This window comes from Pedobacter miscanthi (assembly GCF_032678605.1).
In the GTDB taxonomy this organism is placed as follows: domain Bacteria; phylum Bacteroidota; class Bacteroidia; order Sphingobacteriales; family Sphingobacteriaceae; genus Pedobacter; species Pedobacter miscanthi_A.
The window spans coordinates 109194-133711 of record NZ_JAVTSU010000002.1 but is presented as its reverse complement, the minus strand read 5'-3'; the positions used below and the strand labels follow the sequence as shown (position 1 = coordinate 133711).

The 24518-nt window shown below is 37.8% G+C and carries 26 protein-coding genes; 1 reads left to right on the top strand and 25 read right to left on the bottom strand.

Annotated elements, in window-relative coordinates:
• Positions 1 to 34: 34 nt before the first annotated feature.
• From ispF to R2R28_RS03370, 4 genes are all read right to left on the bottom strand, one after another.
• A complete protein-coding gene (gene ispF, locus R2R28_RS03385) occupies positions 35 to 514 on the bottom strand; it encodes a 2-C-methyl-D-erythritol 2,4-cyclodiphosphate synthase (RefSeq protein WP_316824296.1) in 480 nt (159 codons plus the stop codon).
• A 61-nt stretch (positions 515 to 575) separates the two neighbouring features.
• The gene (gene porV / locus R2R28_RS03380) at positions 576 to 1769 is read right to left on the bottom strand and encodes a type IX secretion system outer membrane channel protein PorV (RefSeq protein WP_316824295.1); all 1194 of its coding nucleotides are present in this window, start codon (positions 1767 to 1769) and stop codon (positions 576 to 578) included.
• A gap of 212 nt (positions 1770 to 1981) precedes the next feature.
• Positions 1982 to 3673 carry an AsmA-like C-terminal region-containing protein gene (locus tag R2R28_RS03375; RefSeq protein WP_316824294.1) on the bottom strand — a complete coding sequence of 564 codons (1692 nt, stop codon included), beginning with the start codon at positions 3671 to 3673 and terminating at the stop codon, positions 1982 to 1984.
• On the bottom strand, positions 3673 to 4446 hold the full coding sequence (locus R2R28_RS03370) for a hypothetical protein (protein WP_316824293.1): 774 nt from the start codon (positions 4444 to 4446) through the stop codon (positions 3673 to 3675). The genes R2R28_RS03375 and R2R28_RS03370 overlap by 1 nt, the downstream gene beginning before the upstream one ends.
• 255 nt (positions 4447 to 4701) lie before the next feature.
• Here R2R28_RS03370 and R2R28_RS03365 point away from each other — a divergent pair, with 255 nt between their 5' ends.
• Positions 4702 to 6390, top strand: coding sequence for an SUMF1/EgtB/PvdO family nonheme iron enzyme (locus tag R2R28_RS03365; protein ID WP_316824292.1), 1689 nt, complete (start codon positions 4702 to 4704; stop codon positions 6388 to 6390).
• Positions 6391 to 6641: 251 nt separating this feature from the next.
• Here the strand turns inward: R2R28_RS03365 and R2R28_RS03360 are convergent, their stop codons facing one another.
• From R2R28_RS03360 to R2R28_RS03260, 21 genes are all read right to left on the bottom strand, one after another.
• Positions 6642 to 7142, bottom strand: coding sequence for an acetyl-CoA carboxylase biotin carboxyl carrier protein subunit (locus tag R2R28_RS03360; protein ID WP_316824291.1), 501 nt, complete (start codon positions 7140 to 7142; stop codon positions 6642 to 6644).
• Between the two features lie 3 nt (positions 7143 to 7145).
• A complete protein-coding gene (locus R2R28_RS03355; protein WP_316824290.1) occupies positions 7146 to 7730 on the bottom strand; it encodes a DUF4159 domain-containing protein in 585 nt (194 codons plus the stop codon).
• A 122-nt stretch (positions 7731 to 7852) separates the two neighbouring features.
• Entirely contained in the window at positions 7853 to 8557 is a 705-nt protein-coding gene (locus R2R28_RS03350; protein WP_316824289.1) for a 16S rRNA (uracil(1498)-N(3))-methyltransferase, read from the bottom strand.
• Between the two features lie 8 nt (positions 8558 to 8565).
• On the bottom strand, positions 8566 to 9993 hold the full coding sequence (locus R2R28_RS03345; RefSeq protein WP_316824288.1) for a hemolysin family protein: 1428 nt from the start codon (positions 9991 to 9993) through the stop codon (positions 8566 to 8568).
• Complete coding sequence (locus R2R28_RS03340) at positions 9993 to 10544, bottom strand: inorganic diphosphatase (RefSeq protein WP_025146339.1); 552 nt, start codon at positions 10542 to 10544, stop codon at positions 9993 to 9995. The genes R2R28_RS03345 and R2R28_RS03340 overlap by 1 nt, the downstream gene beginning before the upstream one ends.
• A gap of 7 nt (positions 10545 to 10551) precedes the next feature.
• Positions 10552 to 11205 (bottom strand): DedA family protein, encoded by a 654-nt coding sequence (locus tag R2R28_RS03335; RefSeq protein WP_316824287.1) that lies wholly within the window; start codon positions 11203 to 11205, stop codon positions 10552 to 10554.
• Positions 11206 to 11252: 47 nt separating this feature from the next.
• The gene (locus R2R28_RS03330) at positions 11253 to 12626 is read right to left on the bottom strand and encodes an NADH-quinone oxidoreductase subunit N (protein WP_316824286.1); all 1374 of its coding nucleotides are present in this window, start codon (positions 12624 to 12626) and stop codon (positions 11253 to 11255) included.
• 3 nt (positions 12627 to 12629) lie between these two features.
• Positions 12630 to 14093: an NADH-quinone oxidoreductase subunit M gene (locus R2R28_RS03325; protein ID WP_316824285.1), complete on the bottom strand. Its 1464-nt coding sequence runs from the start codon at positions 14091 to 14093 to the stop codon at positions 12630 to 12632.
• 20 nt (positions 14094 to 14113) lie between these two features.
• Entirely contained in the window at positions 14114 to 16015 is a 1902-nt protein-coding gene (nuoL, locus tag R2R28_RS03320; protein WP_410479155.1) for an NADH-quinone oxidoreductase subunit L, read from the bottom strand.
• Positions 16016 to 16028: 13 nt separating this feature from the next.
• Positions 16029 to 16358: an NADH-quinone oxidoreductase subunit NuoK gene (gene nuoK / locus R2R28_RS03315; protein ID WP_316824284.1), complete on the bottom strand. Its 330-nt coding sequence runs from the start codon at positions 16356 to 16358 to the stop codon at positions 16029 to 16031.
• A complete protein-coding gene (locus R2R28_RS03310; RefSeq protein WP_187592770.1) occupies positions 16358 to 16861 on the bottom strand; it encodes an NADH-quinone oxidoreductase subunit J in 504 nt (167 codons plus the stop codon). Before R2R28_RS03310 ends, nuoK begins: the two co-directional genes overlap by 1 nt.
• Positions 16862 to 16973: 112 nt before the next feature.
• The gene (locus R2R28_RS03305; RefSeq protein WP_025146332.1) at positions 16974 to 17477 is read right to left on the bottom strand and encodes a NuoI/complex I 23 kDa subunit family protein; all 504 of its coding nucleotides are present in this window, start codon (positions 17475 to 17477) and stop codon (positions 16974 to 16976) included.
• Between the two features lie 2 nt (positions 17478 to 17479).
• Positions 17480 to 18517: an NADH-quinone oxidoreductase subunit NuoH gene (nuoH, locus tag R2R28_RS03300; protein WP_132398863.1), complete on the bottom strand. Its 1038-nt coding sequence runs from the start codon at positions 18515 to 18517 to the stop codon at positions 17480 to 17482.
• Positions 18517 to 19527: a 2Fe-2S iron-sulfur cluster-binding protein gene (locus R2R28_RS03295; RefSeq protein ID WP_025146330.1), complete on the bottom strand. Its 1011-nt coding sequence runs from the start codon at positions 19525 to 19527 to the stop codon at positions 18517 to 18519. Before R2R28_RS03295 ends, nuoH begins: the two co-directional genes overlap by 1 nt.
• A gap of 75 nt (positions 19528 to 19602) precedes the next feature.
• Positions 19603 to 19854: a hypothetical protein gene (locus R2R28_RS03290; protein ID WP_316824283.1), complete on the bottom strand. Its 252-nt coding sequence runs from the start codon at positions 19852 to 19854 to the stop codon at positions 19603 to 19605.
• A 59-nt stretch (positions 19855 to 19913) separates the two neighbouring features.
• Positions 19914 to 20141, bottom strand: a complete 228-nt coding sequence (locus R2R28_RS03285; protein ID WP_316824282.1) for an ORF6N domain-containing protein — start codon at positions 20139 to 20141, stop codon at positions 19914 to 19916.
• Between the two features lie 62 nt (positions 20142 to 20203).
• The gene (gene nuoF, locus R2R28_RS03280; RefSeq protein WP_316824281.1) at positions 20204 to 21571 is read right to left on the bottom strand and encodes an NADH-quinone oxidoreductase subunit NuoF; all 1368 of its coding nucleotides are present in this window, start codon (positions 21569 to 21571) and stop codon (positions 20204 to 20206) included.
• A 75-nt stretch (positions 21572 to 21646) separates the two neighbouring features.
• On the bottom strand, positions 21647 to 22162 hold the full coding sequence (locus R2R28_RS03275) for an NAD(P)H-dependent oxidoreductase subunit E (protein ID WP_316824280.1): 516 nt from the start codon (positions 22160 to 22162) through the stop codon (positions 21647 to 21649).
• On the bottom strand, positions 22155 to 23369 hold the full coding sequence (locus R2R28_RS03270) for an NADH-quinone oxidoreductase subunit D (protein ID WP_316824279.1): 1215 nt from the start codon (positions 23367 to 23369) through the stop codon (positions 22155 to 22157). Before R2R28_RS03270 ends, R2R28_RS03275 begins: the two co-directional genes overlap by 8 nt.
• Before the next feature lie 3 nt (positions 23370 to 23372).
• Positions 23373 to 23873, bottom strand: coding sequence for an NADH-quinone oxidoreductase subunit C (locus R2R28_RS03265; protein ID WP_316824278.1), 501 nt, complete (start codon positions 23871 to 23873; stop codon positions 23373 to 23375).
• Positions 23873 to 24415 carry an NADH-quinone oxidoreductase subunit B gene (locus R2R28_RS03260; RefSeq protein ID WP_316824277.1) on the bottom strand — a complete coding sequence of 181 codons (543 nt, stop codon included), beginning with the start codon at positions 24413 to 24415 and terminating at the stop codon, positions 23873 to 23875. The genes R2R28_RS03265 and R2R28_RS03260 overlap by 1 nt, the downstream gene beginning before the upstream one ends.
• Between the last annotated feature and the right edge of the window lie 103 nt (positions 24416 to 24518).

Below are 24518 nucleotides of genomic sequence, written 5' to 3'. Positions count from 1 at the left end.
AAAGGCAAACTTCGGAAGTCAGCAAAATTTTTAGCTAGTTCTTTTCTATTAAACAAACTGCATAAGCCACAACACCTTCTTCCCTACCAATAAAACCCATTTGCTCGTTGGTGGTTGCTTTAATTGAAATTTCTTCGGTAGAAATGCCAATAGCGTCAGCAATATGCTGTTGCATAGCAGGAATGTGCGGATTGATTTTTGGAGCTTCTAAACATAACATCGCATCGATATTACCAACTTGCCATCCTTTTTCAGTTAATAATTTAACAGTTTCTTTTAATAAAATAATGCTGCTGATTCCTTTCCACCGATCATCTGTGTTTTTAAAGTGGAAACCAATATCGCGTAAATTGGCTGCACCTAAAAGTGCATCGCAGATGGCATGAAGCAGAACATCAGCATCAGAATGGCCAAAGGCACCTTTGTGATGATCTAATGTAACCCCACCAACAACAAAAGGATGCTGATCTTTTAACTGATGTACATCGAACCCGAAACCTACTCTAATTTTCATGGAAATTTTGGTTAATAATTGTTTAAACGCGTTAAATGGTTATGTAGCCCAGACGGCTAAATTACCTTTTAACAATCTTTTTGTCGCCAAAGTTAAACAATAGACCAAAACGTAAGGTATTTGCAAGCGGACTTGTTTGTGCATTTGCAATTAAATATGAGAAATCGATATTAAATACGTTGTATTTTAAGCCAAGGCCTAAAGTAAAGTAGCGGCTATCGCCCTTCATCGGACTTTGATAATTATAACCTGCCCTTACCGCAAATTGCTGGTTGTACCAGTATTCCAGTCCTGTTGAAATTCCTACCTCTTTCAGTTCTTCTTTAAAACCACCGGGAGCATCGCTAAACGAACCAAAAATACCGGCAGGTACTGAACGGTTGGGATCTTTACCACTTACAATATTATTGTTCGAATCGTATATCGGTTGTGTGGGCACCAACAGTTTATTAAGGTCAAGCGCAAATGTTAAAGTGCTAAAATCATCTAAAGTGAAGGTAGATGCACCACCCAGTTTAAAATTAGTGGGTAAAAAGAAGTTTTCTCCTCCATCTGAATAGCTCATTTTTGTTCCGATGTTTGAGATATTGGCGCCTGCAGAAAGAATAGCCGGCTTACCGAAAAGCGTTGTTGATGTTTTATACAATCCAGAAACATCAACTGCTACCGCATTTCCACTGTGCACCTGGCCTGAAGAGGAGAATTGTCCAGAGGCTAGATTCGAATTGATATACCTTAAAGAGGTTCCCAATGAAAATTCTTCACCAAAATTACGGGCAAATGAAATATCGAAAGCAAGTTCACTTGGATTCGAAATACCCAGATCCTGCTGGTTAATATCGGTAAGCTGAATAGAACCCAACGAAAAATACCTTAATGATGCACCAATGGTATTGCGATCATCTAATTTATAAAAACCACTTAAATAAGCAAGATTAATATCAGGCACCAGGCTTTTTAACCATGGACTGTAAGAAACAGAAAATCCATAGGGCTTATCCAAAAAAGCAAGTTTAGAAGCATTTATACTGGCAGAATTTACATCTCCTGCAACGGCTACTCCCGCATCACCCATCGCTCCGGCGCGTGCATCGGGGGTAATGAGCAGAAAAGGAACTGCTGTTACTATATTGTTTAGCTCACTACCATTGGGTTGGGTATTATTGCCTATAACCACTTGGGCATTTGTTTTACCAAACACCAAGGCCATTGAGAGTGCAGAAAAAGCAAGTTTACTGATGTACTTGAAATTCATCCTTTAAAGGTACGTAATTTTAGATCTTGGTATTTAGCAAAACTTAGAACATAATCAGTAACGTAAAACCAAAATTTATATTTTACCAAATTACGAATTCTATAATTATTTACTAATTAAACCTACTATTTTTACATACGGGTGTGACTACACAACTCACAAACAACAACAAATCAACTGTTTAAACAAAAACTTAAAAACAATAAATATTATTAATTTCTTTTTTTGAACAACCCGTTTAATTTATCGGCTATTGTTTCTTCAACTTTTTTGGTTGCTTTAGCTTTCAAAGTATCAACTTTTGCCTGGGCTTTAGTTTTTAATTCGTCCTTTTTTTCATCAATTATTTTTTTTGCTACATCCTTTGCTGCAGTTTTCGAATCGCCGGCGCCATATTTTAAAGCAAGAGTTGGTTTTAAAAATGTTCCCCCCAAAGCGGCATTAATTTTAACAGTTTCACTCATCGATACATTCGTGCCAACCTTATTATTCAATTTGGCAATCATTGCATTTGCAGCTTCATTTGCTTTTGTACCTAACATTTCCCTCGGAACAGTTAAAACTAAATCGTAAGCCATTGTTTGATCCAAACCATTCGAACCCTTTACGTTCATCGCAACTCCATCTTTTTTAATATCAAAAAGTGCAACATTTAACCGGCCATTTTCAATTTTAAACTTAGTTATTACATTATTTAACTCTAACTTTTTAAATTTATCTGCGTTTAATGCCGCTGCAAGTTTGTTTAAAGGTTCAAAACCATCAATAACTGCTTTTACGATATTGGTTAATCCTTCTGCATTAACTGTAGCATAATCCGGCATCATATCCTGATTAAGGTAGGAGTTAAACTTAAGCTTTGTAGAACATAAGCCTTTTGTAAATTTGGCCACCGGGGCCAGCAACTTCACCGTATTGAATGCATTAAATGCCTTTTGAATATCCATCTTTTCGATTCCAAAATCAATATCCACTTTAGGTTTTCCAGGATTTGTGGTTGCATAAGAACCATTCATGCTCAAACGTCCGTCAAGCATGTTCATCCCCATTTCCTTAAAGGTTACGGTTTTATTTTTCACCAATAATGCGCCGCTGGCATTTGTAATATCAAATGTATCGTACAATACTCTTCCTGCCTGAGCAACAAGGGTAAAATCGAGATTTCCCGGCACCTTAAATACTGAAAGTTTCGAAGTTGTTGCCGCGGCTTTGTTTTTAGCAGTTGGATCCTTAGGCCCCATCAATTCATTAACATCAACCAGATTTGATGATACATTGAAAGTTCCCTGAAGTGCCTGATTTTTATTAAAAAAATAGTTCAGATAGTTATTTACCGAACCACTAGCTGCAAAATCACTTTTACCAACCTTTGCTGTTAAATTACTTAAAGTTATATTTTCAGGACTAAAAACTAATTTTGCATATGGGATGCTCACTGGCATCGGTACCGATTTCGACGCATAATTGAAATTACGGGCAGCCACCTGGCCGGATGCTTTAAAAGCCCCATAATGGCCTTTATCAATGGATGATTTTTTGCCGGCAGCCGCTACATCGGCGTCTAAAATACCACTCAATGTCATCTCCTTTACCGGGAAAATAGAAGTTAGCTGTTTTAGGTCCAGCTTACCTTTTAAAGCCATATCAATAAAGGGATCGGTTACCGGATTTTTCAACAGCAATCTCCCATCAACTGGCATTTGCCCAAATTCGAAGTGAAAAGCTGGTACATTTACGATAGTATGATCAATCACTCCATCAGGATGATTTGCATTCAATTTTACCCGGATATTATTGATTGCTGAAGGTAAAGAAGGGTATTTAATTTTTCCGTGTTCAATAGCTGGAATGAGCGAAAGAAAGTTTTTGAGATCTGACTGGCCGGCATCAAATTTAAAATCCATTACCATGTCATTCGCGTTTGGCAAAGCGAGATACCAACAGCTGATAAAATTAACTCATTTAACAGCACTTTATTCTTCCCAAAAGTGAACTTCATTTTTTTCAAATCAACCTCTAAAGGCAAATCAGCACTAAGCTTCGCATTTTTAAGATAAGCAATTGACCCATACTTAACCGTTAATTTTTCAATATCAGACTGAGTTTTTAAAGTAAAGTTATCTTGTGTAAAATCTCCTGTCCCGCTATGGTTTACCTGATGCAAATCCATATAAAAACCTAAAGACTTATCGTCATAAATAATGTTTCCATTTTCGATGATGTATTTTTGTAAAGCAACTTTGAAGTCAGTTTTGGCAGTATCAACAGACTTTGGACTTGGTTTCATAATATCCCAGTTGGCTTTTCCGCTTTTTAAAACCTTTGCATAAATATTGGGCTGTGCGAAGTAAATTGATTCAATCTGATATTTGCGCCCCTTAAATACACTCATTAAATTAACATTTACCTGTATTTTTTTTAACATTTGCCAAGGTATCATGAGCAAAACTGTCGGTACCCACCACCACAATATTGTGGAGATTATACCCAGGTTGGGGAAAGTTGTAATTAAACTTAAATCGAAATGATCAAAATTAACCTTTGCATTTAGTTTTTCATTTATAAAAGATTTGATTTTTAGATTAATTTCCTTTTTAAAAAATAGTGGAATGGCAAGGGCTACGGCAACTAGAATTACAAAAAATGCAACTATTGCAATAAAAAACTTTTTCAGCATGGCTTCTCTCTTTACAGTAAAAAATGTTTGGTAGTTCTATAAAACAATAAACGAACCAATTTATATATCGCTTATTAATAGAATTTTAAAAAAAAATCACCTAAAAATCAGATAGACACAATAGGAGATAAAATAATACGTTAAGGCTTAGAAATATAATCGGCATTTTATTGTCACATTATTTATATATTCGATTAAAATTTGTTTAATTTTATCGTCTGAATCGCTTAAGGGGCGATATTCTTAAAGTATTATATGAAAAAACTATTACTATATTCTTTTACCTGTTTGTCATTAGCCGCCTTGCTTTCGAGTTGTAGCTCAAAAGGAGGGAATAGCTCAAGCAAAACGGGTATTCCTTATGCAGACAGGAAAAGCAAAAACAACCAGTCTGGTGCTTTTGCTGTTGCTACTAAGTACAAAAGAGCTCCGGGACCAGGTTTGATTCCAATTGAAGGTGGAGTTTTGGTAGTAGGCGGCAGTGCCATTGAAGTACCGGGTGTTGAGCCAAATATCTACAATTATAAAAGACAGGTTACCGTTCCATCATTTTACATGGATGAAACTGAGGTATCGAATACCGATTGGCTGGAGTATTTACACTGGATCAGGTATAACTTTCCTGAAGACCGCGAATATTATTATAATGAACTTCCTGATACTTTGGTATGGCGCCAGGCATTATCATATAACGAGCCTTACGTAGATAATTATTTAAGGCATCCGGCTTATCGTGATTACCCTGTTGTAGGTGTTTCATGGGAACAGGCTTCACGTTATTGTGAATGGAGAACATCCAGAGCAAACGAATTTATTTTACGTGAAAAAGGAATCTTAACTGATTATAAAACTTTAGCTGGTAATGGAAGAGGAAACAATAACAATGCAACTGCGGCAGCTACTCCAAAACCGACTAAACCATTTAATACCGATGCATATTTGAACAATCAGTATGATGATAAAGGTAAAAATGCGCCGATCGATTACAATACTCAATCTGGTGCGGCTACTTCAACTGCCGGCGGCACAGCTGCGGCAACCGGAGGCAGGAACAATCAACCAAGAAGAACTGCAACACTTGAAGATGGTGTAATTATGCAGCCTTATCGTTTACCAACAGAAGCTGAATGGGAATATGCAGCTTTAGGTTTAATTGGTAACACTGAATATGAAAACATTAACCAGAATAAAATTTACCCGTGGAATGGTTTGGGTGTGAGCTCGGCTAAAAAGAAAACCAGGGGTATGATCCAGGCCAACTTTAAAAGAGCTCCCGGAGATTATATGGGTGTTGGTGGTTCACTGAATGATAAAGGAGATTTAACTGTACCAGTTATTCAATATACACCAAACGATTTCGGCTTATATAACATGGCTGGTAACGTTAACGAATGGGTGAATGATGTTTACAGAACAGCTACATTTACTGATGCTGATGCATTTAATCCTTACCGTGGTAACTATTTTACCAACAAAAAACTAGAGGATTCGCAGAGTGGAAAAATTTCTTTGGATAAATATGGTAATCCGATTAAGGAAAATGCTTATGCTGGCAGAAAACAAACCTGGGCAGAAAAACAAGCGCAGGCTAAACGTTCTGATTCGATTTCGAAATCAACAGATCCTCAGGCTTCTGTAGCAGCATCAACTACTTACCAAGCCGATCAGAGAGGTTATCGTGATAGACAAAACACTTTACTTAACGAAGAAGGTGTAACTTTAGTAAACGATAAATCGAGGGTTTATAAAGGTGGCTCTTGGAACGATATGGCGTATTGGTTAAACCCGGCAACACGCCGTTTTATGCAACAGGATGAATCATCTGCTGAAGTTGGCTTCCGTTGTGCCATGACGATGCTTGGTGCTCCTGAGATTAGCACTGCAGGAAAAAGAAGTTTTAAAAATCCTCCTCAAAAACCTTACAGGGTGAGCAGAGGTAAATAAATTAAAAAGGTCCCGATGTTATCGGGACTTTTTTTTGCCTTATATTTTGTAGACAAGACATTAACCGCCGGGAATCGTCATTTCGACAGGAGCTTATCGGTTTTTCATCGGTTGCGGAGTGGAGAAATCTATCTAAATAGATCTCTCTACTCCGTTGCACTTTGATCGAGATGACGACCTTAGTTAAGGAAAACCACCTCACTATCTCGAAATAAACCTTAACGTCTTATTCCTTAATGGTAAAATATTATCTACTTAAACTGAACTAAAACCTGGTTTTTCTCTACCTTATCACCTTGTTTAACCAATACTTTTTTAATTACACCATCTGTTGATGATTTCAGGATGTTTTCCATTTTCATGGCTTCGAGGATAAGCAGATTATCACCTTTTTTCACTTCAGTATTTTCTTCAACCAATACTTTGAGCACTAGTCCTGGCATAGGCGCCTTAATTTCAGAAACCTTATTGGAGGTTAAATTGTCCAATCCGAGTTGCTTTAATAAAACATCAAACTGATCTTCTATGTTAATCTGATAAATATTTCCATTTACCTTTATTTTGCAGGTTTTTTCAGCTTTATTCAGTTCGACAAGCTCTGTATTAAAAGATTTATTTTGGTATAGAACATTTGTTTTATTATGGCCAGGTACACTCACATCAAGCTGAATGGGTTCTCCGTTTACTAAAAGAACTGAATCTTTATCTTCTACCTCAAATAAAAACTGATCATTAACTTTTACTTTGTGCATGGCTTATTGAGTTAAGGCATATTGAACAAGGTTTGCACCCATTTTTAACGCTTTTGTCCGTGTTTCTTGTGTGTCTTCAGGGTAAGTACCAAAGTCTTCCCAACCATTCCCTAAATCACATTCATAGGTGTAATAACAAACTACTCTCCCTTTATATATTAAAGCAAATCCCTGCGGACGTTTATTATCATGTTCGTGGATTTTTGGCAAACCGGCCGGGAACTTAAATTTCTGGTTATAAATGGCATGATTTGCCGGTAATTCTACAAAGCTCAACTCTGGAAATACCTTTTTCATCTGTGGCCTGATAAACTTATCTAAACCGTAATTATCATCAATATGCAGAAAACCACCACCAGTGAGATACTGTCTCAAATTTTTCACTTCCTGATCGCTGAAAACCACATTACCATGTCCCGTCATATAAACAAAAGGATAATTGAATATCTCTTTCGAACCAACTTCAACAATGCTTTCTTCGGCATAAAAATTGGTTTTTAGGTTGGCATTACAATAAGCAATTAAATTAGGTAAGGCTGTACGGTCTGCATACCAATCGCCACCGCCACTATATTTCAGTTTTGCCATCCTGTAAGTTGGAGGAACGAAAGCGAAAAGCAAAAAGCTGAAAAACAGAAGACCAAAGCAGAAAGCTAAAAGCTTCGCTCCTTTTGAAAATTGAAAACTAAAAACTGAAAACTTCAAACTGACTATCGGTTAAGGTAATTGATTTCAAAACAAACAGCTAATGCGGCAGTTTCAGTGCGCAACCTGTTATCACCTAAAGTTAATGCTTTAAAGCCTTTGTTCAAAGCTAAATTAACTTCTTCGGGTGTGAAATCTCCCTCAGGACCAATAAGTATAAGGTATTTTTGATGAGGCGTTACCAATTTTGATATATATTGTTTCTCTCCATTATCAATACAATGGGCAATTAACTGCTCTCCATCAAAAGGTTCTTTTAAAAAAGCATCAAAAGAGATGGCATCGTTTAATTTAGGATGATAAGCTTTTATGGATTGCTTTACGGCAGAAGTAATTACTTTAGTTAAGCGATCTTCTTTTACCACCCTACGTTCTGACCGATCGGTGATAATAGGTGTAATTTCATCGATTCCCAGTTCAGTGGCTTTTTCCAAAAACCATTCCATCCGATCAATATTTTTAGTCGGGGCAACAGCAATGTGCAGGTAATGATTGCGTTTATGAAATTCAGTTTCAATATTTAAAACAGATAAAGCAACCTTTTTAGGATTATCGGAAGTAATTTCTGCGGTATAAAAACCACCTTTTCCATCAACCAGGTTTACCACTGAACCAACACCCAAGCGGAGTACCCTAACGCAATGTTTGCTTTCTTCTTCGTTAAGGGTGTAAGTATTTTGGGTTATATCTGGCGTATAAAAAATATGCATTGTTGAAATTAATGATTATCAACCATGTCTGCTTTATTGATGACCAGTTCTAACTTGATGGTTTCGATATTTTGCTCTGTCTTTTTAAGGATCGTAAACAGGTAACCATAAGATTCGTTGCTTTCGCCAACTTCAGGTATGCGTTCGAAAACGTGCGAAACCAAACCACCTACGGTATCGAAATCTTCATCTTCCGGTAAATCGTGTGGTAAATGTTCGTTTACATCATAAACTGTTGCAAATGCATTTACTATAAATTCATTATCAGAAACTTTTTCTACCAATGGTTTTTCTTCATCATACTCATCCTGGATTTCACCAACCAATTCTTCCACAATATCTTCCAAAGTAACCATACCAGCCGTACCTCCAAATTCATCCAATACAATTGCAATTTGTATGCGGTTACTTTGCAGTTCGCTCATCAAATCGTTGATTTTTTTGGTTTCTGTTACGAAATAAGGTTTGCGGATGATATCGTTTAATGTCCAATGTTGATTACCAGCGGCAACCAACGGTAAAATATCTTTTGCGTGGATAATCCCTACGATTTTATCCATAATATCATCGTAAACGGGTAAACGCGAGTATCCTTCTTTGATAATCGTATCTATTACTTCTTCTTTTTGAGAAGTTAGTTCGATACCGGAAATTTTAGTTCTCGGCACCATGATGTTTTTAACCACACGTTCGTTAAAATCGAACACATTTTTAATCAACTCATGTTCATTATTATCCAAAGCACCACTTTCTTTACCCTGATCGAGTAAATACTGTAACTCTTCAGAACTGTGAATGGATTCATGTCCTGCAGAGGTATCAATGCCAAAAGGTTTTAAGATAATAGCAGCAAGGCTATTTAATGTCCAGATAAACGGCTTAAACACAACATAAAATATCTGTAAAGGAACAGAAACGAATAAAGTTGTGGCTACTGGCCGTTGTATGGCAAATGATTTTGGTGCAAGTTCCCCAAAAACAATGTGCATGATGGTGATTAAAGAAAAGGCTACAATGGTTGATGCGGTATGAATGGTCGCATCGCTTAAGCCCCATTGCAGGCTATCGAAAAGGTTTTTAAAGATGGTATGCATAACGCCTTCACCAACCCAACCTAAGCCAAGTGATGCAAGCGTTATGCCTAGTTGTGTGGCGGCCAGGTACCCATCAAGATTGTGGATAATCCCTTTGGCCATTTTACCTACACGGCTGCCTGATTTTGCTTTAATTTCTATTTGTGATGCGCGGACTTTTACGATGGCAAACTCTGCTGCCACAAAAAATCCATTTAACAGTACCAAAAACAAGGCGAAAAACAAACGCCAGCCAACTGAGCCTGTATCTGGTTCTTGTAAAGCTACAAGAACTACATTGGTTGGTGGCAATATTGCTGTTAACGCTGAATTTAAAAACAAACAGACCGTGGGTAAATCCATTAAGCTAATTCTCTAAATGTTGTGTTATAAAGTTCTATGCTTTCTTTAATTACTTTATGCGCATAACGAACACCAAGTAAATGTTCGATGGTTACATTTTTATCTTCTAATGCTTTATAATCCTGAAAGAAACGAACAATCTCTTTCATTTGGTGTGGAGGTAATTCATCTAAATCGTTGATGTAGTTTACCGACATATCGTGAGCGGCAACAGCGATAATTTTATCATCCTGCTCTCCGTTATCCACCATATGCATTACGCCTACTACTTTCGCCTCTATCAATGTCATTGGATATACATCCACTGAACAAAGCACTAAAATATCTAACGGATCTTTATCATCACAATAAGTTTGTGGAATAAAGCCATAATTTGCCGGATACATTACTGATGAAAAAAGAACCCTATCCAATTTAATCAGACCTGATTCTTTATCTATTTCGTATTTTGCTTTTGAACCTTTTGGAATTTCAATAATTGCGTTTACAATTTCTGGAACGTTATGCCCAGGGGATACGCTATGCCACGCGTGATGATCGTCTTTTGCCATTTTTAATTTAATCTGTTTTATCCTCTTCCGGACCTTTCACTACTTTACTTTTTACAAAGGTAATTAATAATGGTATAGTTGTAATAAGGATAAAGCCAATAATAATATATAATAAATAATCGGTAATTTCTTTTTCGAACCTTTTGCCTAAAAAATAACCCAGTAAAGTTAAAGAGCAAATCCAAAGTACGCCACCTACAATGTTGTACAGGGCAAACTTTTTAAACTCCAGTTTTACCACACCAGCAAAAATCGGTGCAAAAGTTCTAACGATAGGTACAAAGCGGCCCATAATTAATGCAAAGGCACCTTGTTTGTTATAATAATCTTCTGCAGCCTTTAAATAACGTTTCTTAAAAAAGAAACTGTCTTTTCTGGTATACAATACTGGCCCTGTTTTTCGCCCGAACCAATAACCGGTAAAGTTGCCCGAAATTGCTGCAATACATAAACCAGCTAAAAGCACGGCAATATTAACATCTAATTTGCCGGTTGCCACAAACATGCCCGCCAAAAACAATAAATAATCGCCAGGGAGAAAAAAACCAAAAAACAGGCCTGTTTCTGCATAGATTACAAACATGACGAGATAGAAACCGCCCTCCCTCAATAATTTCTCGGGGTCAAGTAGTTGATGCAGGTTATTCCAAAAATCGTGCATATTCAATTATTCGTAAAACTACAAATAATTATTAAACAACAGCATACCTATATCAGGTTTAAAATAATTGCAGGATAAATACCCAAAAGCAGTGTGATTACTACTGATACCAATAGTACAACTTTATATTGCACAGGGGTAGAAAGCTCTGTTTCTGCGCCATCTTTAAACCATACAGCCACAATTACTTTAAAATAGTAGTAAAAGCCAACCAGGGCATTTAAAATAGCAAAACCAACTAATAATGATTTGTATTCTGTCATTACGTTGAGAAACATTAAATACTTTCCGATGAAACCAGCTGTTAACGGGATACCAGCTAAAGAAAGCATGGCAACGGTTAGTGATAAAGCTACCAGAGGATTTTTCTTTCCTAAGCCATTAAAACTTTCGAAGCTGTCGCTACCGGTTTTTTGTTTAACCAGAATCAATACTGCAAATGCGATGATAGAAGCAAAAGTATAAGCTGCTGCATAAACCAGTACATTACTGCCTGAGTGTTTGGCTAATACGATAAGCGAAAACAACAAATAACCGGCATGAGAAATACTCGAATATGCCAGCATGCGTTTGAAGTTTTTTTGGAAAAGTGCCGTTACATTACCGATAAATAAGGTTAAACAAACGATAACGGTTAAAGGTACAACCCAGAAATCGTGAAGTGGTGCAAATGCACCGGCAAATAACCTTAAAAAAGCAGCAAAACCAGCTGTTTTAACCACGGTACTCATAAAAGTAGTGATTAAAGATGGAGAACCTTCATATACATCCGGAGTCCAGAAGTGAAAAGGTGCAGCACCAATTTTAAAGCAAAGACCGATCATCATCAGGATTACACCAGGATAAAATATTGGTGAGACTGAAGTGGTATTGTTAACCAGGTAAGCCTGGATTTTATCTAAATCGAAAGAACCTGTAGCACCATAAATCAACGTAATACCAAACAATAAAAAGCCTGTCGAAAAAGCTCCCATCAGGAAATACTTTAAAGAAGCTTCGTTAGAGGCAAAATCTTTTTTACGAATCCCCGCAAGGATATATAAACTCACCGACATGATCTCCAAACCCACAAACAGCATGGCCATGTTTTTATATGATACCATCATGATCATTCCGGCAAGTGCGAAAAGGATCAGGGTATAATATTCGGCTATGTTATCGCTTTTGGAGTGAAAATAATTCTGTGTTAATAAAAAGATCAATAGCGTACCAACGATACAAACTCCAGAAAATGCCAGGGCAAAATTATCTGTCTGCATCATTCCAAAATGAACGGCATTGCCATTCCATGCGCAAAAAGTAAATCCTAATGCAGTAAGTAAGCCAACAACGGTAAGTGGTAGTAATGCTTTATTTGCCTTAAACAAACCTGCATAAAGCACTATAAAAGCTGTTATACTAATGGTTATAATAATATTCATTGCTTAATTTACTGTGTTTAATTTTTGATTTACCTGTTCTAATAAATGTTGTACAGATGCCTCTGTTAAATGCAAAATTGGTTTAGGATAAACACCCAAAACAATAATTAATGCACAAATGGTATAAAGAACCAATTTTTCAGTTCCTTTAATATCGGTAAAAGTGATGGTTAAACTGTTGGTTTGGCCAAGCATTACATTTTGATACATGCGCAACATGTAAACCGCTCCGAAGATAATGGTTAACCCTGCAATGGCAGCTGCCCAGATTCCGTAGTTGTAAACGCCCATCAGCAATAAGAATTCACCTATAAATCCATTTGTTCCTGGTAAAGCTACTGTACCTAAAACAATAATCAGGAATGCGATGGCCAATTGAGGTGCTACTTTAGCAATACCACCTAACTCTTCTATTTTATTTGTTTTTACGCGACTGAAAATGATATCTAAAACGAAGAATAAACCCACTACGTTAATACCGTGACTCAACATCTGCACCATTGCGCCTTGCAAGCCTTGCTGGTTGAAAGCGAAGATGCCTGCAGAGATTAACCCAACGTGGGCGATTGATGAATAAGCTACCAAACGTTTAGCATCTTTTTGGGTAAAAGCAATTAATGAAGCATAAACGATACCGATAATTGATAAAATGATCGATAATTGTCCCCAATCATGAACTCCGGTAGGAACAATTGGTAATAACCATCTGATTACGCCATAAATACCCATTTTTAACATGATACCTGATAACAACATGGTTCCTTGTGCAGGAGCAGCGGTATAAGTATCAGGTTGCCAGGTATGGAAAGGGAAAATTGGCATTTTGATCGCAAACGCAATAAAGAAAGCCCAGAAAATCCATCCTTGTTGTGCACCATCTAAGTTTAAAGCATAAAATGCCTGGATATCGAAATTATGTGCCGGGTTTTGAAGATATAAGTAAATAATCCCCATCAACATAAATAAAGAACCCGCAATGGTATACACAAAAAACTTCATGTTAATGCGGATCCTGTCTTTTCCACCCCAGATGGCGCAGATAAAATAAATAGGGATTAATGCAGCTTCCCATCCAATATAGAATAAGAAAGCATCTAATGCCGTAAACACCAATAATAACCCGGTTTGCATGAACAAAATCAGTGCATAAAATGCAGCTGGATTTTTATAATCATGTTTATAGCTGGATAAAATGATAATCGGAACCAGTAAATTGGTTAGCAATACCACCAGCATGCTAATACCATCGATACCCGCGTGGAAATTGATTCCCAAATCAGCAATCCATGGCAAATTTACCTCGTACTGGGTACTTGCATTCGGAATGAAATTACAGGCGATGACCAAAGCCAATACCAAAGAAGCTACCGAAAATACGGTAGAAAATATTTTTGCCGACTTACCAGCAAATGCAGTAACAATTGCACCTACAAGCGGAAGAAATATAAGTAGTAAAAGTTGTTCCATTATTTAATTTTGAACCCTTTTTATATGTAATAAAATGTATATGCAAGCAATGCGATGATACCAAATACCATCATAAATATATAGAAACCTACGTTTCCACTCTGTAACAAACGCACACCTTTACTGGCTTCATTTGTACTCCATCCCAATCCGTTCACAATTCCATCAATAAACTTGTTATCGATAATTCTATAGAAAAATCTCGAAAGTGCATCTAATGGCTTAGTGATCAAGAAATCGTAAATCTCATCCAAATAGAATTTATTGTACGATAATTTTGCCAATGCTGAACGTGGCGCCTCATCAGCAACAGGAACGCGTGCTCCTTTTACATATCTGCCATAAGCATAAAATAAAGCTGCTACAGCGGCAGTTACCGATATTGCCATTAAACCTATTTCAGTTGAATGACTTAAATCTAATTCATGCTGTGCAACGCCTGCGCCTGATAACCAATGTGCCAACCATTCGTTTCCACCAAAAATATGTGGAAAGTTGATTGCTCCACCAATTGCGGCAAGAACAGCTAAAATGATTAATGGCAAGGTCATCGCTGTTGGCGATTCATGTACATGGCTTTCTTCGTGATGTGTTCCACGGTATTTTCCTGAGAAAGTTAAAAACATCATCCTGAACATGTAAAATGCGGTTAAGAATGCAGTTAATACTCCTACTCCCCATAAAATTGGACTCGCCTGGAAAGCATGTGCCAAAATTTCATCTTTAGAGAAGAAACCAGAGAATGGTGGTAAACCTGCAATGGCAATGGTACCAATCATCATGGTTAGGAAAGTTATTGGAAGTTTCTTTCTCAATCCCCCCATATGACGCATATCCTGTTCGTGGTGCATGGCATGGATAACCGAACCTGCACCCAGGAATAATAATGCTTTAAAGAATGCGTGGGTTAATACGTGGAAGAATGAACCTGTATAAGCACCAACGCCCAAACCTAAGAACATATATCCCAATTGCGATACTGTTGAATAAGCCAATACTTTTTTAATGTCTGTTTGAGTTAAAGCAATAATTGCTGCAACTAAAGCGGTTGCGGCACCCACAATGGCAATGATGTGTTGTGTAAGTGGGGCAAGATCAAACAATACACTCGAACGGGCGATCATATAAATACCAGCCGTTACCATGGTTGCAGCGTGGATTAATGCTGAAACCGGCGTTGGTCCGGCCATCGCATCAGGTAACCAGGTAAACAATGGCAACTGTGCCGATTTACCGCAGGCACCGATAAACAACAAAATAGTGATTAAAACCAAAGTATCTTTACCTGGCAACATGTTAGCCGCCTGAGGGAAAACTTTAGCGAATTCTACACTACCAAAAGTAGTGAAGATTAGAAATACCCCTAATAAAAAGCCTAAATCACCGATACGGTTCATTACAAAAGCTTTTTTAGCAGCCGATGCATAAGCATTGTTGGTATACCAGAATCCGATTAACAAGTATGAACATAAACCTACACCTTCCCAACCGATAAACATCACGATATAGTTTGACCCTAATACTAATAAAAGCATAAAGAATACAAACAGGTTTAAGTAAGAGAAAAACTTACCAAAACCAGCATCATCGTGCATGTAACTGGTAGAATATAGGTGGATCAGGAAACCAATTCCGGTTATGATCAAAAGCATGATTGAACTTAAAGGATCAACCAGGAAAGATAACGGAATGTGCAATGTACCTGCACTGATCCAATCGAATAAAAATACTTCGTGAGCTTTTTGTGTGTCGCCTTGTAAACTAAAGAAAATAACTACGCTGATGATAAAGGACGCCAGGATTACCCCGCTTCCGATGATACCAACAAGTCCTTTAGATAAAGAGTTTCTGCCTAGTCCATTAATTACAAAACCTAAAAAAGGAAGTAATGGAACCAACCAAATCAATTGTTCTATTGTCATTCTTATTATATATTTACCACTTAAGGCGATTTAAAACATTAATATCTATCGATTTTGTATTGCGGTAAACCATTACGATAATCGCTAAGCCTACTGCAACCTCTGCGGCTGCCAAAGCCATAATGAAAAATACAAAAACCTGACCGGATGGGTCATTGCTATGAACCGAGAATGCTGTTAAAAGTAAATTAACGGCATTAAGCATCAGCTCAACCGACATAAAAATTACAATGGCATTTCTGCGGGTAAGTACACCAATTACGCCAATAGAAAAAATAATGGCACTTAAATAGATGTAGTGGTTTAGCGGAACGCCTGCTGCTTGTGTGAGTAAATTTTCCATTATGCTTCTACCTCATCTCTTTTAGATAATAAAACTGCTCCAACCATTGCTGCCAATAGTAATAGAGATGATAATTCGAATGGTAATAAGAATGGCCCAAAGAGCTCCTTACCTAAATTTTCTACCAATCCTAATCCTGGGTTTTTCAAAATCAACGGACTGTTAATACTTGCCGATTTTAAAGAACCAATTAAAGTTATTACCAAACACCCCCCGGCAATTACACCTACGATTTTAATCAGTGGAGATTTGCTTGGTTCGGTTTCATTGTTCAGGTTAAGTAACATCAGTACAAAAAGGAACAATACCATTATGGCCCCCATGTAAACAATAAAGTTTACCACTGCCAAAAACTGTGCGTTCAACAGCACATAGTGAACAGTGAAGGTAAAAAAGGTAAGGATTAAGTACAATACGCTGTGGATCGGATTTTTTGCAAAAATCACCAGCAGCGAAAAGATGATACTTAATGTGGCTACGAAATAGAATACTTGTGTACTCATTAATTTATTATTTTTTTATACTCCTCGTCATTGCGAGGCACGAAGCAATCTTATTAGTTTTACGTCTATTGCATTAGGATTGCTTCGTTCCTCGCAATGACGGACTGATCTATTATTTTTTCATCTCCAATGGTGCCTCAACCAGTTTATCTTTTCCGTAAATGAAATCTTTACGTAAATAATCAGCCGGCACAATTGGTCCATCTAAATAAATTGCTTCTTTAGGACAGGCTTCCTCACATAATCCACAGAAAATGCAACGCAACATGTTGATTTCATAAGTTGCTGCATATTTTTCTTCGCGGTATAAATCTTTTTCTTCAGGCTTACGTTCTGCCGCTATCATGGTGATTGCTTCAGCAGGACAAGATAAAGCGCATAAACCGCAGGCAGTACAACGTTCTTTACCATTCTCATCGCGTTTAAGCGAATGCATTCCCCTAAAGTTGGTAGAGAATTCGCGTTCTACTTCAGGATATCTTATAGTAGCCTCTTTTTTAAATAAGTGACTGATGGTTATGCCCATACCTTTAGCAATTGCAGGCAGGTACATCCGCTCCATAAAGCTCAATGGCTTTTGTTCCAGTACTTTTTTCTTATTACTTAATGATTCCATAATTAAAACTTCTCAATAATCGCAATCACAACACCTGTTATTATAATATTGGCAATGGCTAAAGGTATTAAACCTTTCCAACCTAAATTCATCAATTGATCGTAACGGAAACGAGGGATTGTCCAACGTACCCACATAAAGAAAAAGATGAAAGCGCATATTTTAGCAAAGAAAACTGCAGTACCAAAAAGTGGTGCCCAGGTTGGTCCTAACCATACTGCCATCGAATCCATACCCGGATAGTTATAACCGCCCCAATATAAAGCTGCCATTACAGCCGATGATACAAACATATTGATATACTCAGCAAACAAGTAAAAACCCAATTTCATTGATGAGTATTCAGTGTGATAACCACCGATCAATTCTGTTTCACACTCAGGTAAATCGAATGGTGCGCGGTTGGTTTCGGCGAAAGAACACACCATAAAGATTAAAAATCCAAGTGGCTGATATAAAACATTCCATCTCCAGCCATGTTGCTGATCAACAATTTCCTTTAAGCTTAAGGTATTGGTCATTAATAGCAAGGCGATAATAGATAATCCCATTGCAATTTCATAACTGATGTTTTGTGAAGCTGCGCGGATGGCACTCAACAGAGAGTATTTGTTGTTAGATGCCCATCCACCAATCATTACCCCATAAACACCTAAAGAAACTACGCCAAAGATGTATAAAACGCCAACATTGATATCGGCAACCTGTAGCGAAACTGTTTTACCTGCTATTAGAACAGGGCTTCCCCATGGAATAACCGCCGTACCAATACAGGCACAAAGCAATGCCAAACCCGGACCAGCGATAAATAAAAACCGGTTTGATGATGTAGGAATGATTTCCTCTTTCATAAACATCTTTAAACCATCGGCCAGTGGCTGTAAAATACCGAAGGGGCCAGCTCTGTCTGGTCCTAAACGATCTTGTAAATATGCAGCAACTTTACGCTCAGCATAAGTAGAATACATGGCAATAACTAAACTGATGCCGAAAATTACAGCTACCAGGATAAATTTTTCTATAACAAAAGCGCTATCCATTAGTATTTAACTGTTTTATGTAATTCAATTTCATTTGCTGCCTGTAATGCCTCATTTGGCTGGATGACGTGCAAAGGTTTTAATGTTTCGTAATGGTTTGATGCAATTACCGAAGTATCATCAATATGGGTTGGGTGTTCGATTACCCAATCAGCCGTTGCTTTTTTATCAAAACGACAGGTATTGCAAATAAACTCTTCAACCTCCCCAAACTGGTCTTTACGAGCGGTAACGCGTAAAACATCTGCACCTTTATACCAAAGTGTTACTTTACCATTGCATTTTTCATGATCGCAATCGCGATGAGCATCAACAGGTTTGGTAAACCAAACACGGTTTTTAAAACGAAAAGTTTTATCGGTTAAAGCACCTACAGGGCAAACATCGATTACATTTCCTGAGAAATCGTTATCAACAGCTTGTTGAATGTAAGTTGAAATTTCAGAATGATCGCCACGGTTTAAGATACCATGAACACGTTTGTTTGTAATCTGATCAGCCGTAAAAACACAACGGTAGCACAAAATACAACGATTCATGTGCAACTGGATCTTATCACCAATATCAATACGTTCGAAAGTACGGCGCTCAAACTCATAACGTGTTTTTTGCAAACCATGCTCATAACCTAAATTCTGAAGATCACATTCACCTGCCTGATCGCAGACCGGGCAATCTAAGGGGTGGTTAATCAACAAAATCTCTACAACACCAGCACGCGCTTCCAAAACTTCCGGAGAAGTAATGTTAAGCACCTCCATCCCATCCATTACCGTGGTACGGCAAGAAGCCACCAATTTTGGCATTGGACGTGGATCTTTTTCCGAACCTTTAGTCACTTTTACAATACAGGTACGGCATTTACCGCCACTGCCTTGTAATTTAGAATAATAGCACATCGCTGGCGGAACAATATCCCCTCCGATTTGCCTTGCAGCATTCAGAATGGTTGTTCCGTTATCAACCTCTACTGTTATCCCATCTATCGTAACCTTAACTTTTTCACTCATGGTTAATGATATTCTTTTTATTTTTTCTACTTCTACCGTCATTGCGAGGTACGAAGCAATCTTTTTTACAATTTATTACTGCTCTTTCGAGATTTTGTAACCAATTTGATTTCTTGGTTGTGCTTTCTGTTCCAGTAATTCATCAAAATATCTGAATATGACTTCAATATTTTTATCTTGATTATCTACTTTCTTTTTAATCTTTTCTACTTCTAATCTTATTTCTGTATTGCTTAAAACCATCGTTCTAAGCTGTACAAATACATCAATAATTTTAATGCTCACTTCTATCGCCTGCTTGCTTTTTAAAACGTTTGATAGTTGCAAAATACCATGTTCACTAAACGCAAACGGAAGGTACTTTGAGTGTTGTCCATGTCTTAAGGTCACAAATTGTGACTTAAGACATCGTTTTCTTCTTTTGTCAGTTCGAACATAAAGTGCTCCGGAAAACGCTCTATATTTCTTCTAACCTGTTGTTTCAGCTTTTTAGTCTCAACGCCAAAGAGTTCTGCCAAATCAGAATCTAACATCACCTTAACTCCTCTAAAAAGATATATTTTATTAACTATTACTTCGTTGGGGATGATTGCTGGTGATATTTCTTCTTTCATTTACATATATTTCATTGTGTTAAGTTAAATTTTATAAGGTCGCATTTTGCGACCTTAAGATTTTATTTCGCCTCTGTTACCGGAGCTTTCTCAATTGGTGTAGCATAATTAGCAATACCGTAATTCTGGCCCTGGCTTTTAACAGGTTCTTTAATGTGCCATTCAAATTCATCTCTGAAGTGACGGATTGCACTGGCTACTGGCCAGGCTGCTGCATCACCTAACGGACAAATTGTATTTCCTTCAATTTTGCGTTGAATATCCCACAATAAATCAACATCTTCCATTTTACCGTGGCCGTGTTCAATTTTGTGTAATACCTTTTCCATCCATCCGGTACCTTCACGGCAAGGTGAGCATTGTCCACAACTTTCGTGATGATAAAAACGGGCGAAATTCCAGGTATTTCTAACAATACACTGATCTTCATCAAAAGCGATAAAACCACCTGATCCCATCATGGTTCCGGTAGCAAACCCGCCTTCTGACAGCGATTCATAACTCATTAAACGTGGTTCGCCATTCGCATACTTTAGCGTTAAATTAGCTGGCAAAACAGGAACAGATGAACCACCTGCAACTGTTGCCTTTAAGCGTTTTCCATTAGCAATACCGCCACAATATTCATCAGAATAGATAAATTCTTCTACTGGTAAACCCAATTCGATTTCGTAAACACCTGGTTTAACTAAATTACCGGATGCTGATATTAATTTTGTACCTGTACTTCTACCGATACCAATTTTTGCATACTCATCGCCACCATCGTTGATAATAGGTACTACTGCAGCGATCGACTCAACATTGTTTACTACTGTTGGACAACCATACAAACCTGCAATTGCCGGAAATGGTGGTTTAATACGTGGATTACCTCTTTTGCCTTCAAGCGATTCTAACAAAGCAGTTTCTTCACCACAAATGTAAGCACCACCACCTGGCTGTACGTATAATTCTAAATCGTAACCTGTTCCTAAAATATTTTTACCCAACCATCCTGCTGCTTTAGCTTCAGCAATTGCTTTTTCTAAAATGCGGATCTGAGGCATCATTTCGCCACGCACATAGATATAAGAAACCTTAGCACCTAATGCGAAACTCGATACAATCATTCCCTCAATTAAGGCATGGGGAATATAAGTCATCAAATAGCGGTCTTTAAAAGTTCCTGGTTCAGATTCATCAGCATTACACACCAAATAACGTGCAACACCCTCTGGTTTAGCTAAAAAGCTCCATTTCATCCCGGTAGGGAAACCCGCACCTCCGCGACCGCGTAAGCCTGATTTCTTAACTTCTTCAACAATCTCTTCAGGTGTTAAAGTTTTAAGGGCTTTTTCCACAGCACGGTACCCGCCTTTTTGGCGATAGACTTCAAGAGTATTGATGCCCGGTACGTTTATATGCTCAAGTAACAGTTTTCGAGACATTTTAATTAGTCTATAGTCTGTAGTCCATAGTCCATAGCCTTAAGTCACAACGACTCTCGACTTAAGACTCTCGACTTAGGACTTATTTTTCAAATCTTCAATCAATTTATCCACACTTGCCTCAGTAAGGTTTTCGTAGAAAGTATATTCCGGGCTAATTTGCAATACCGGACCGAAACCACAGGCGGCTAAACATTCAACTCCTCTAAAGCTAAATAAACCATCGGCAGTAACTTCACCCTCTTTAACACCTAACTTGTTTTCCAAGTGGCTTAATATTTTTTCAGCACCTACCAGGCAACAAGGACCAGTACGACAAACCTCCAAAGCATATTTACCTTGTGGTTTTAAAAAGTACATGGTATAAAATGTTGCTACCTCGTACACTTCAATTGGCTGAATATTTAAATATTCGGCAACTTTATCCATAGCCGATGTTGGTACCCAAAGGTATTCAGCTTGTACCAGGTGCAAAAGTGGTAGTAACGCTGATTTGCTCTTATCTGCCGGATAACGGCTTTTTACCTCATCAAATTTGGCCAGCAATTCTGATGAAAACACTACAGGTGTTTGTTCTTCTACTTTAAGCATCTAATTCTCCTGCAATAATATTCATACTACTCATGTTGATAATGGCATCAGACAATAACATGCCTTCGCTCATTGGTGCAAACATCTGGTAGTTTATAAAACTTGGTCTGCGGAAGTGTAAACGATATGGTGTACGGCCTCCATCATTAATCAGATAGAATCCTAATTCACCATTTCCGCCTTCTACAGCGTGATAAACTTCTGCTTTTGGAGCATCAATTTCGCCCATCACAATTTTGAAGTGATAGATTAATGCTTCCATATTGTTGTAAACTTCTTGTTTTGGAGGAAGGTAAAACTCAGGAACATCAGCATGGAAAATTCCTTTTGGCTCTGTTTTTAACTTCACAAGTGCTTGTTCGATAATGCGAAGACTTTGCCACATTTCTTCGTTACGCACTAAATATCTATCATAAATGTCGCCACTTGTACCTACCGGCACTTCAAAATCGAAATCCTGGTAAGAAGAATATGGATCGCTCACTCGAACATCATAATCTACACCGGTAGCACGTAAAAGCGGGCCAGTCCAGCTATATTCTAAAGCAGCTTCTTTCGTTACTTCTGCAACACCAGCCGTTCTATCAATAAAAATACGATTACGTGTTAACAGGTTTTCGAACTCTTTTAATGCTCTAGGGAATTCTTTTAAAAATTTATCGATTTTAGCAAAGGCGATATCATTGAAATCTCTTTCAAAACCACCAATACGGCCAATATTTGTAGTTAAACGCGCACCACAAACTTCTTCGAAAATTTCGTAAATGTGCTCACGGAATTGGAACAAGTATAAGAAAGTGGTGGTTGCTCCGGTATCCTGACCAATAATCGTGTTACAGATAATGTGATCGGCAATACGCGAAAGCTCCATAATAATTACCCGAAGGTAATCTACACGTTTCGGCATTTGAATATTTAACAACTTTTCAACCGTCATGTGCCAGCCCATATTGTTAATAGGCGACGAGCAATAGTTTAAACGGTCGGTAAGGGGTGTAATCTGATAAAAAGGGCGGTGTTCGGCAATCTTTTCGAAAGCACGGTGAATGTACCCAATAGTAGAAACGCCGCTTACAATACGTTCGCCATCTAATTGCAGAACATTTTGAAAAACGCCGTGGGTTGCAGGGTGTGTTGGACCTAAGTTTAAGGTTACCAGCTCACTTTGCGGGTCGTTATCTGTAAATACCGGATGGTTATGATTCATAGTTTACCTTCCAAAAAATTCGTCTTTTTTATCTACTCTGTTTGGATCTTCCAATGGATATTGTTTCAACATCGGGTGAACACCTAAATCATCCATATTTAAAATACGGCGTAAATCCGGGTGACCTTCAAATTTAACTCCGAACAGATCGTAAGTTTCGCGTTCCATCCAGTTAGCACCTTTCCAAACAGTTGTTGCGGTAGGGATGGTTGGATTTTGCTCCGAAATAAAAACTTTTATCCTGATCCTCACTTTTTCTACCATGTTATGCAAATGGTAAACCACCGCAATACCATGATCTTTACCTGGATAGTGAACCGCAGTAATATCAGTAAGGAAATTGAATTTTAATTCCTCTTTAAGATGCGTAAGCACATTAATGATTACATCTTTATAGGCTACAAAAGTTAATAAACCATAAGGCTCAGAAACTGCAGTAACTTTTTCGCCAAACTTTTCAGTCAGCTTAATATGGATGTCATTATTTAGCGTCGTTTCTTCCATTATTTAATGCCGTATTGACCTAAAAGATCTTTGTAATAATCAGAATTTCTCCTTCTTCCAGATTCATTTTTCACCAAATCCTGGATACGCTGAAAACCATCTAAAATGGCTTCTGGTCTTGGCGGGCAGCCCGGAACGTAAACATCCACCGGAATAACCTCATCAATTCCTTGCAATACCGAATAGGTATCGAAAATACCACCACTGCTTGCACAGGCCCCAACAGCCATTACCCAACGTGGCTCTGCCATCTGGATATAAACCTGTTTTAATACCGGAGCCATCTTTTTAGCAATAGTTCCCATAACCATTAAAACATCGGCCTGACGTGGAGAAAAGCTTAAGCGTTCTGCACCAAAACGACCTAAATCGTAGTGAGAACCCATGGTAGCCATAAACTCGATTCCGCAACAAGAAGTAGCGAAAGGTAAAGGCCATAATGAATTTGAGCGTGCCAAACCAATCACTTTATCAAAAGAAGTGGCAAAATAGCCAGGTCCTTCGGTTCCTGGAGGCGCATCAACTATATTAATTTCACTCATGTTTATAAACAAAAAATGCTCATCCCTTTGCAGAATGAGCAACAAATTTACAATATTTTAAAGGCAATTGAACTAGATTTACCAGATTTAGAACCTTTCTAAA

What these genes read in the sequence shown, in the direction of transcription:
- R2R28_RS03285 (WP_316824282.1), bottom strand. Translation starts at nt 20,141, where the DNA reads ATGAAAGAAGAAATATCACCAGCAATCATCCCCAACGAAGTAATAGTT.
- R2R28_RS03345 (WP_316824288.1), bottom strand. Translation starts at nt 9,993, where the DNA reads ATGGATTTACCCACGGTCTGTTTGTTTTTAAATTCAGCGTTAACAGCA.
- R2R28_RS03305 (WP_025146332.1), bottom strand. Translation starts at nt 17,477, where the DNA reads ATGGAATCATTAAGTAATAAGAAAAAAGTACTGGAACAAAAGCCATTG.
- R2R28_RS03350 (WP_316824289.1), bottom strand. Translation starts at nt 8,557, where the DNA reads ATGCATATTTTTTATACGCCAGATATAACCCAAAATACTTACACCCTT.
- nuoK (WP_316824284.1), bottom strand. Translation starts at nt 16,358, where the DNA reads ATGGAAAATTTACTCACACAAGCAGCAGGCGTTCCGCTAAACCACTAC.
- R2R28_RS03335 (WP_316824287.1), bottom strand. Translation starts at nt 11,205, where the DNA reads ATGCACGATTTTTGGAATAACCTGCATCAACTACTTGACCCCGAGAAA.
- R2R28_RS03265 (WP_316824278.1), bottom strand. Translation starts at nt 23,873, where the DNA reads ATGGAAGAAACGACGCTAAATAATGACATCCATATTAAGCTGACTGAA.
- R2R28_RS03275 (WP_316824280.1), bottom strand. Translation starts at nt 22,162, where the DNA reads ATGCTTAAAGTAGAAGAACAAACACCTGTAGTGTTTTCATCAGAATTG.
- R2R28_RS03360 (WP_316824291.1), bottom strand. Translation starts at nt 7,142, where the DNA reads ATGCACAAAGTAAAAGTTAATGATCAGTTTTTATTTGAGGTAGAAGAT.
- R2R28_RS03355 (WP_316824290.1), bottom strand. Translation starts at nt 7,730, where the DNA reads ATGGCAAAACTGAAATATAGTGGCGGTGGCGATTGGTATGCAGACCGT.
- nuoL (WP_410479155.1), bottom strand. Translation starts at nt 16,015, where the DNA reads ATGACAATAGAACAATTGATTTGGTTGGTTCCATTACTTCCTTTTTTA.
- R2R28_RS03370 (WP_316824293.1), bottom strand. Translation starts at nt 4,446, where the DNA reads ATGCTGAAAAAGTTTTTTATTGCAATAGTTGCATTTTTTGTAATTCTA.
- nuoH (WP_132398863.1), bottom strand. Translation starts at nt 18,517, where the DNA reads ATGGATAGCGCTTTTGTTATAGAAAAATTTATCCTGGTAGCTGTAATT.
- R2R28_RS03260 (WP_316824277.1), bottom strand. Translation starts at nt 24,415, where the DNA reads ATGAGTGAAATTAATATAGTTGATGCGCCTCCAGGAACCGAAGGACCT.
- R2R28_RS03375 (WP_316824294.1), bottom strand. Translation starts at nt 3,673, where the DNA reads ATGGATTTTAAATTTGATGCCGGCCAGTCAGATCTCAAAAACTTTCTT.
- R2R28_RS03310 (WP_187592770.1), bottom strand. Translation starts at nt 16,861, where the DNA reads ATGAGTACACAAGTATTCTATTTCGTAGCCACATTAAGTATCATCTTT.
- R2R28_RS03325 (WP_316824285.1), bottom strand. Translation starts at nt 14,093, where the DNA reads ATGGAACAACTTTTACTACTTATATTTCTTCCGCTTGTAGGTGCAATT.
- R2R28_RS03295 (WP_025146330.1), bottom strand. Translation starts at nt 19,527, where the DNA reads ATGAGTGAAAAAGTTAAGGTTACGATAGATGGGATAACAGTAGAGGTT.
- porV (WP_316824295.1), bottom strand. Translation starts at nt 1,769, where the DNA reads ATGAATTTCAAGTACATCAGTAAACTTGCTTTTTCTGCACTCTCAATG.
- ispF (WP_316824296.1), bottom strand. Translation starts at nt 514, where the DNA reads ATGAAAATTAGAGTAGGTTTCGGGTTCGATGTACATCAGTTAAAAGAT.
- R2R28_RS03365 (WP_316824292.1), top strand. Translation starts at nt 4,702, where the DNA reads ATGAAAAAACTATTACTATATTCTTTTACCTGTTTGTCATTAGCCGCC.
- R2R28_RS03270 (WP_316824279.1), bottom strand. Translation starts at nt 23,369, where the DNA reads ATGAATCATAACCATCCGGTATTTACAGATAACGACCCGCAAAGTGAG.
- R2R28_RS03330 (WP_316824286.1), bottom strand. Translation starts at nt 12,626, where the DNA reads ATGAATATTATTATAACCATTAGTATAACAGCTTTTATAGTGCTTTAT.
- nuoF (WP_316824281.1), bottom strand. Translation starts at nt 21,571, where the DNA reads ATGTCTCGAAAACTGTTACTTGAGCATATAAACGTACCGGGCATCAAT.
- R2R28_RS03340 (WP_025146339.1), bottom strand. Translation starts at nt 10,544, where the DNA reads ATGGCAAAAGACGATCATCACGCGTGGCATAGCGTATCCCCTGGGCAT.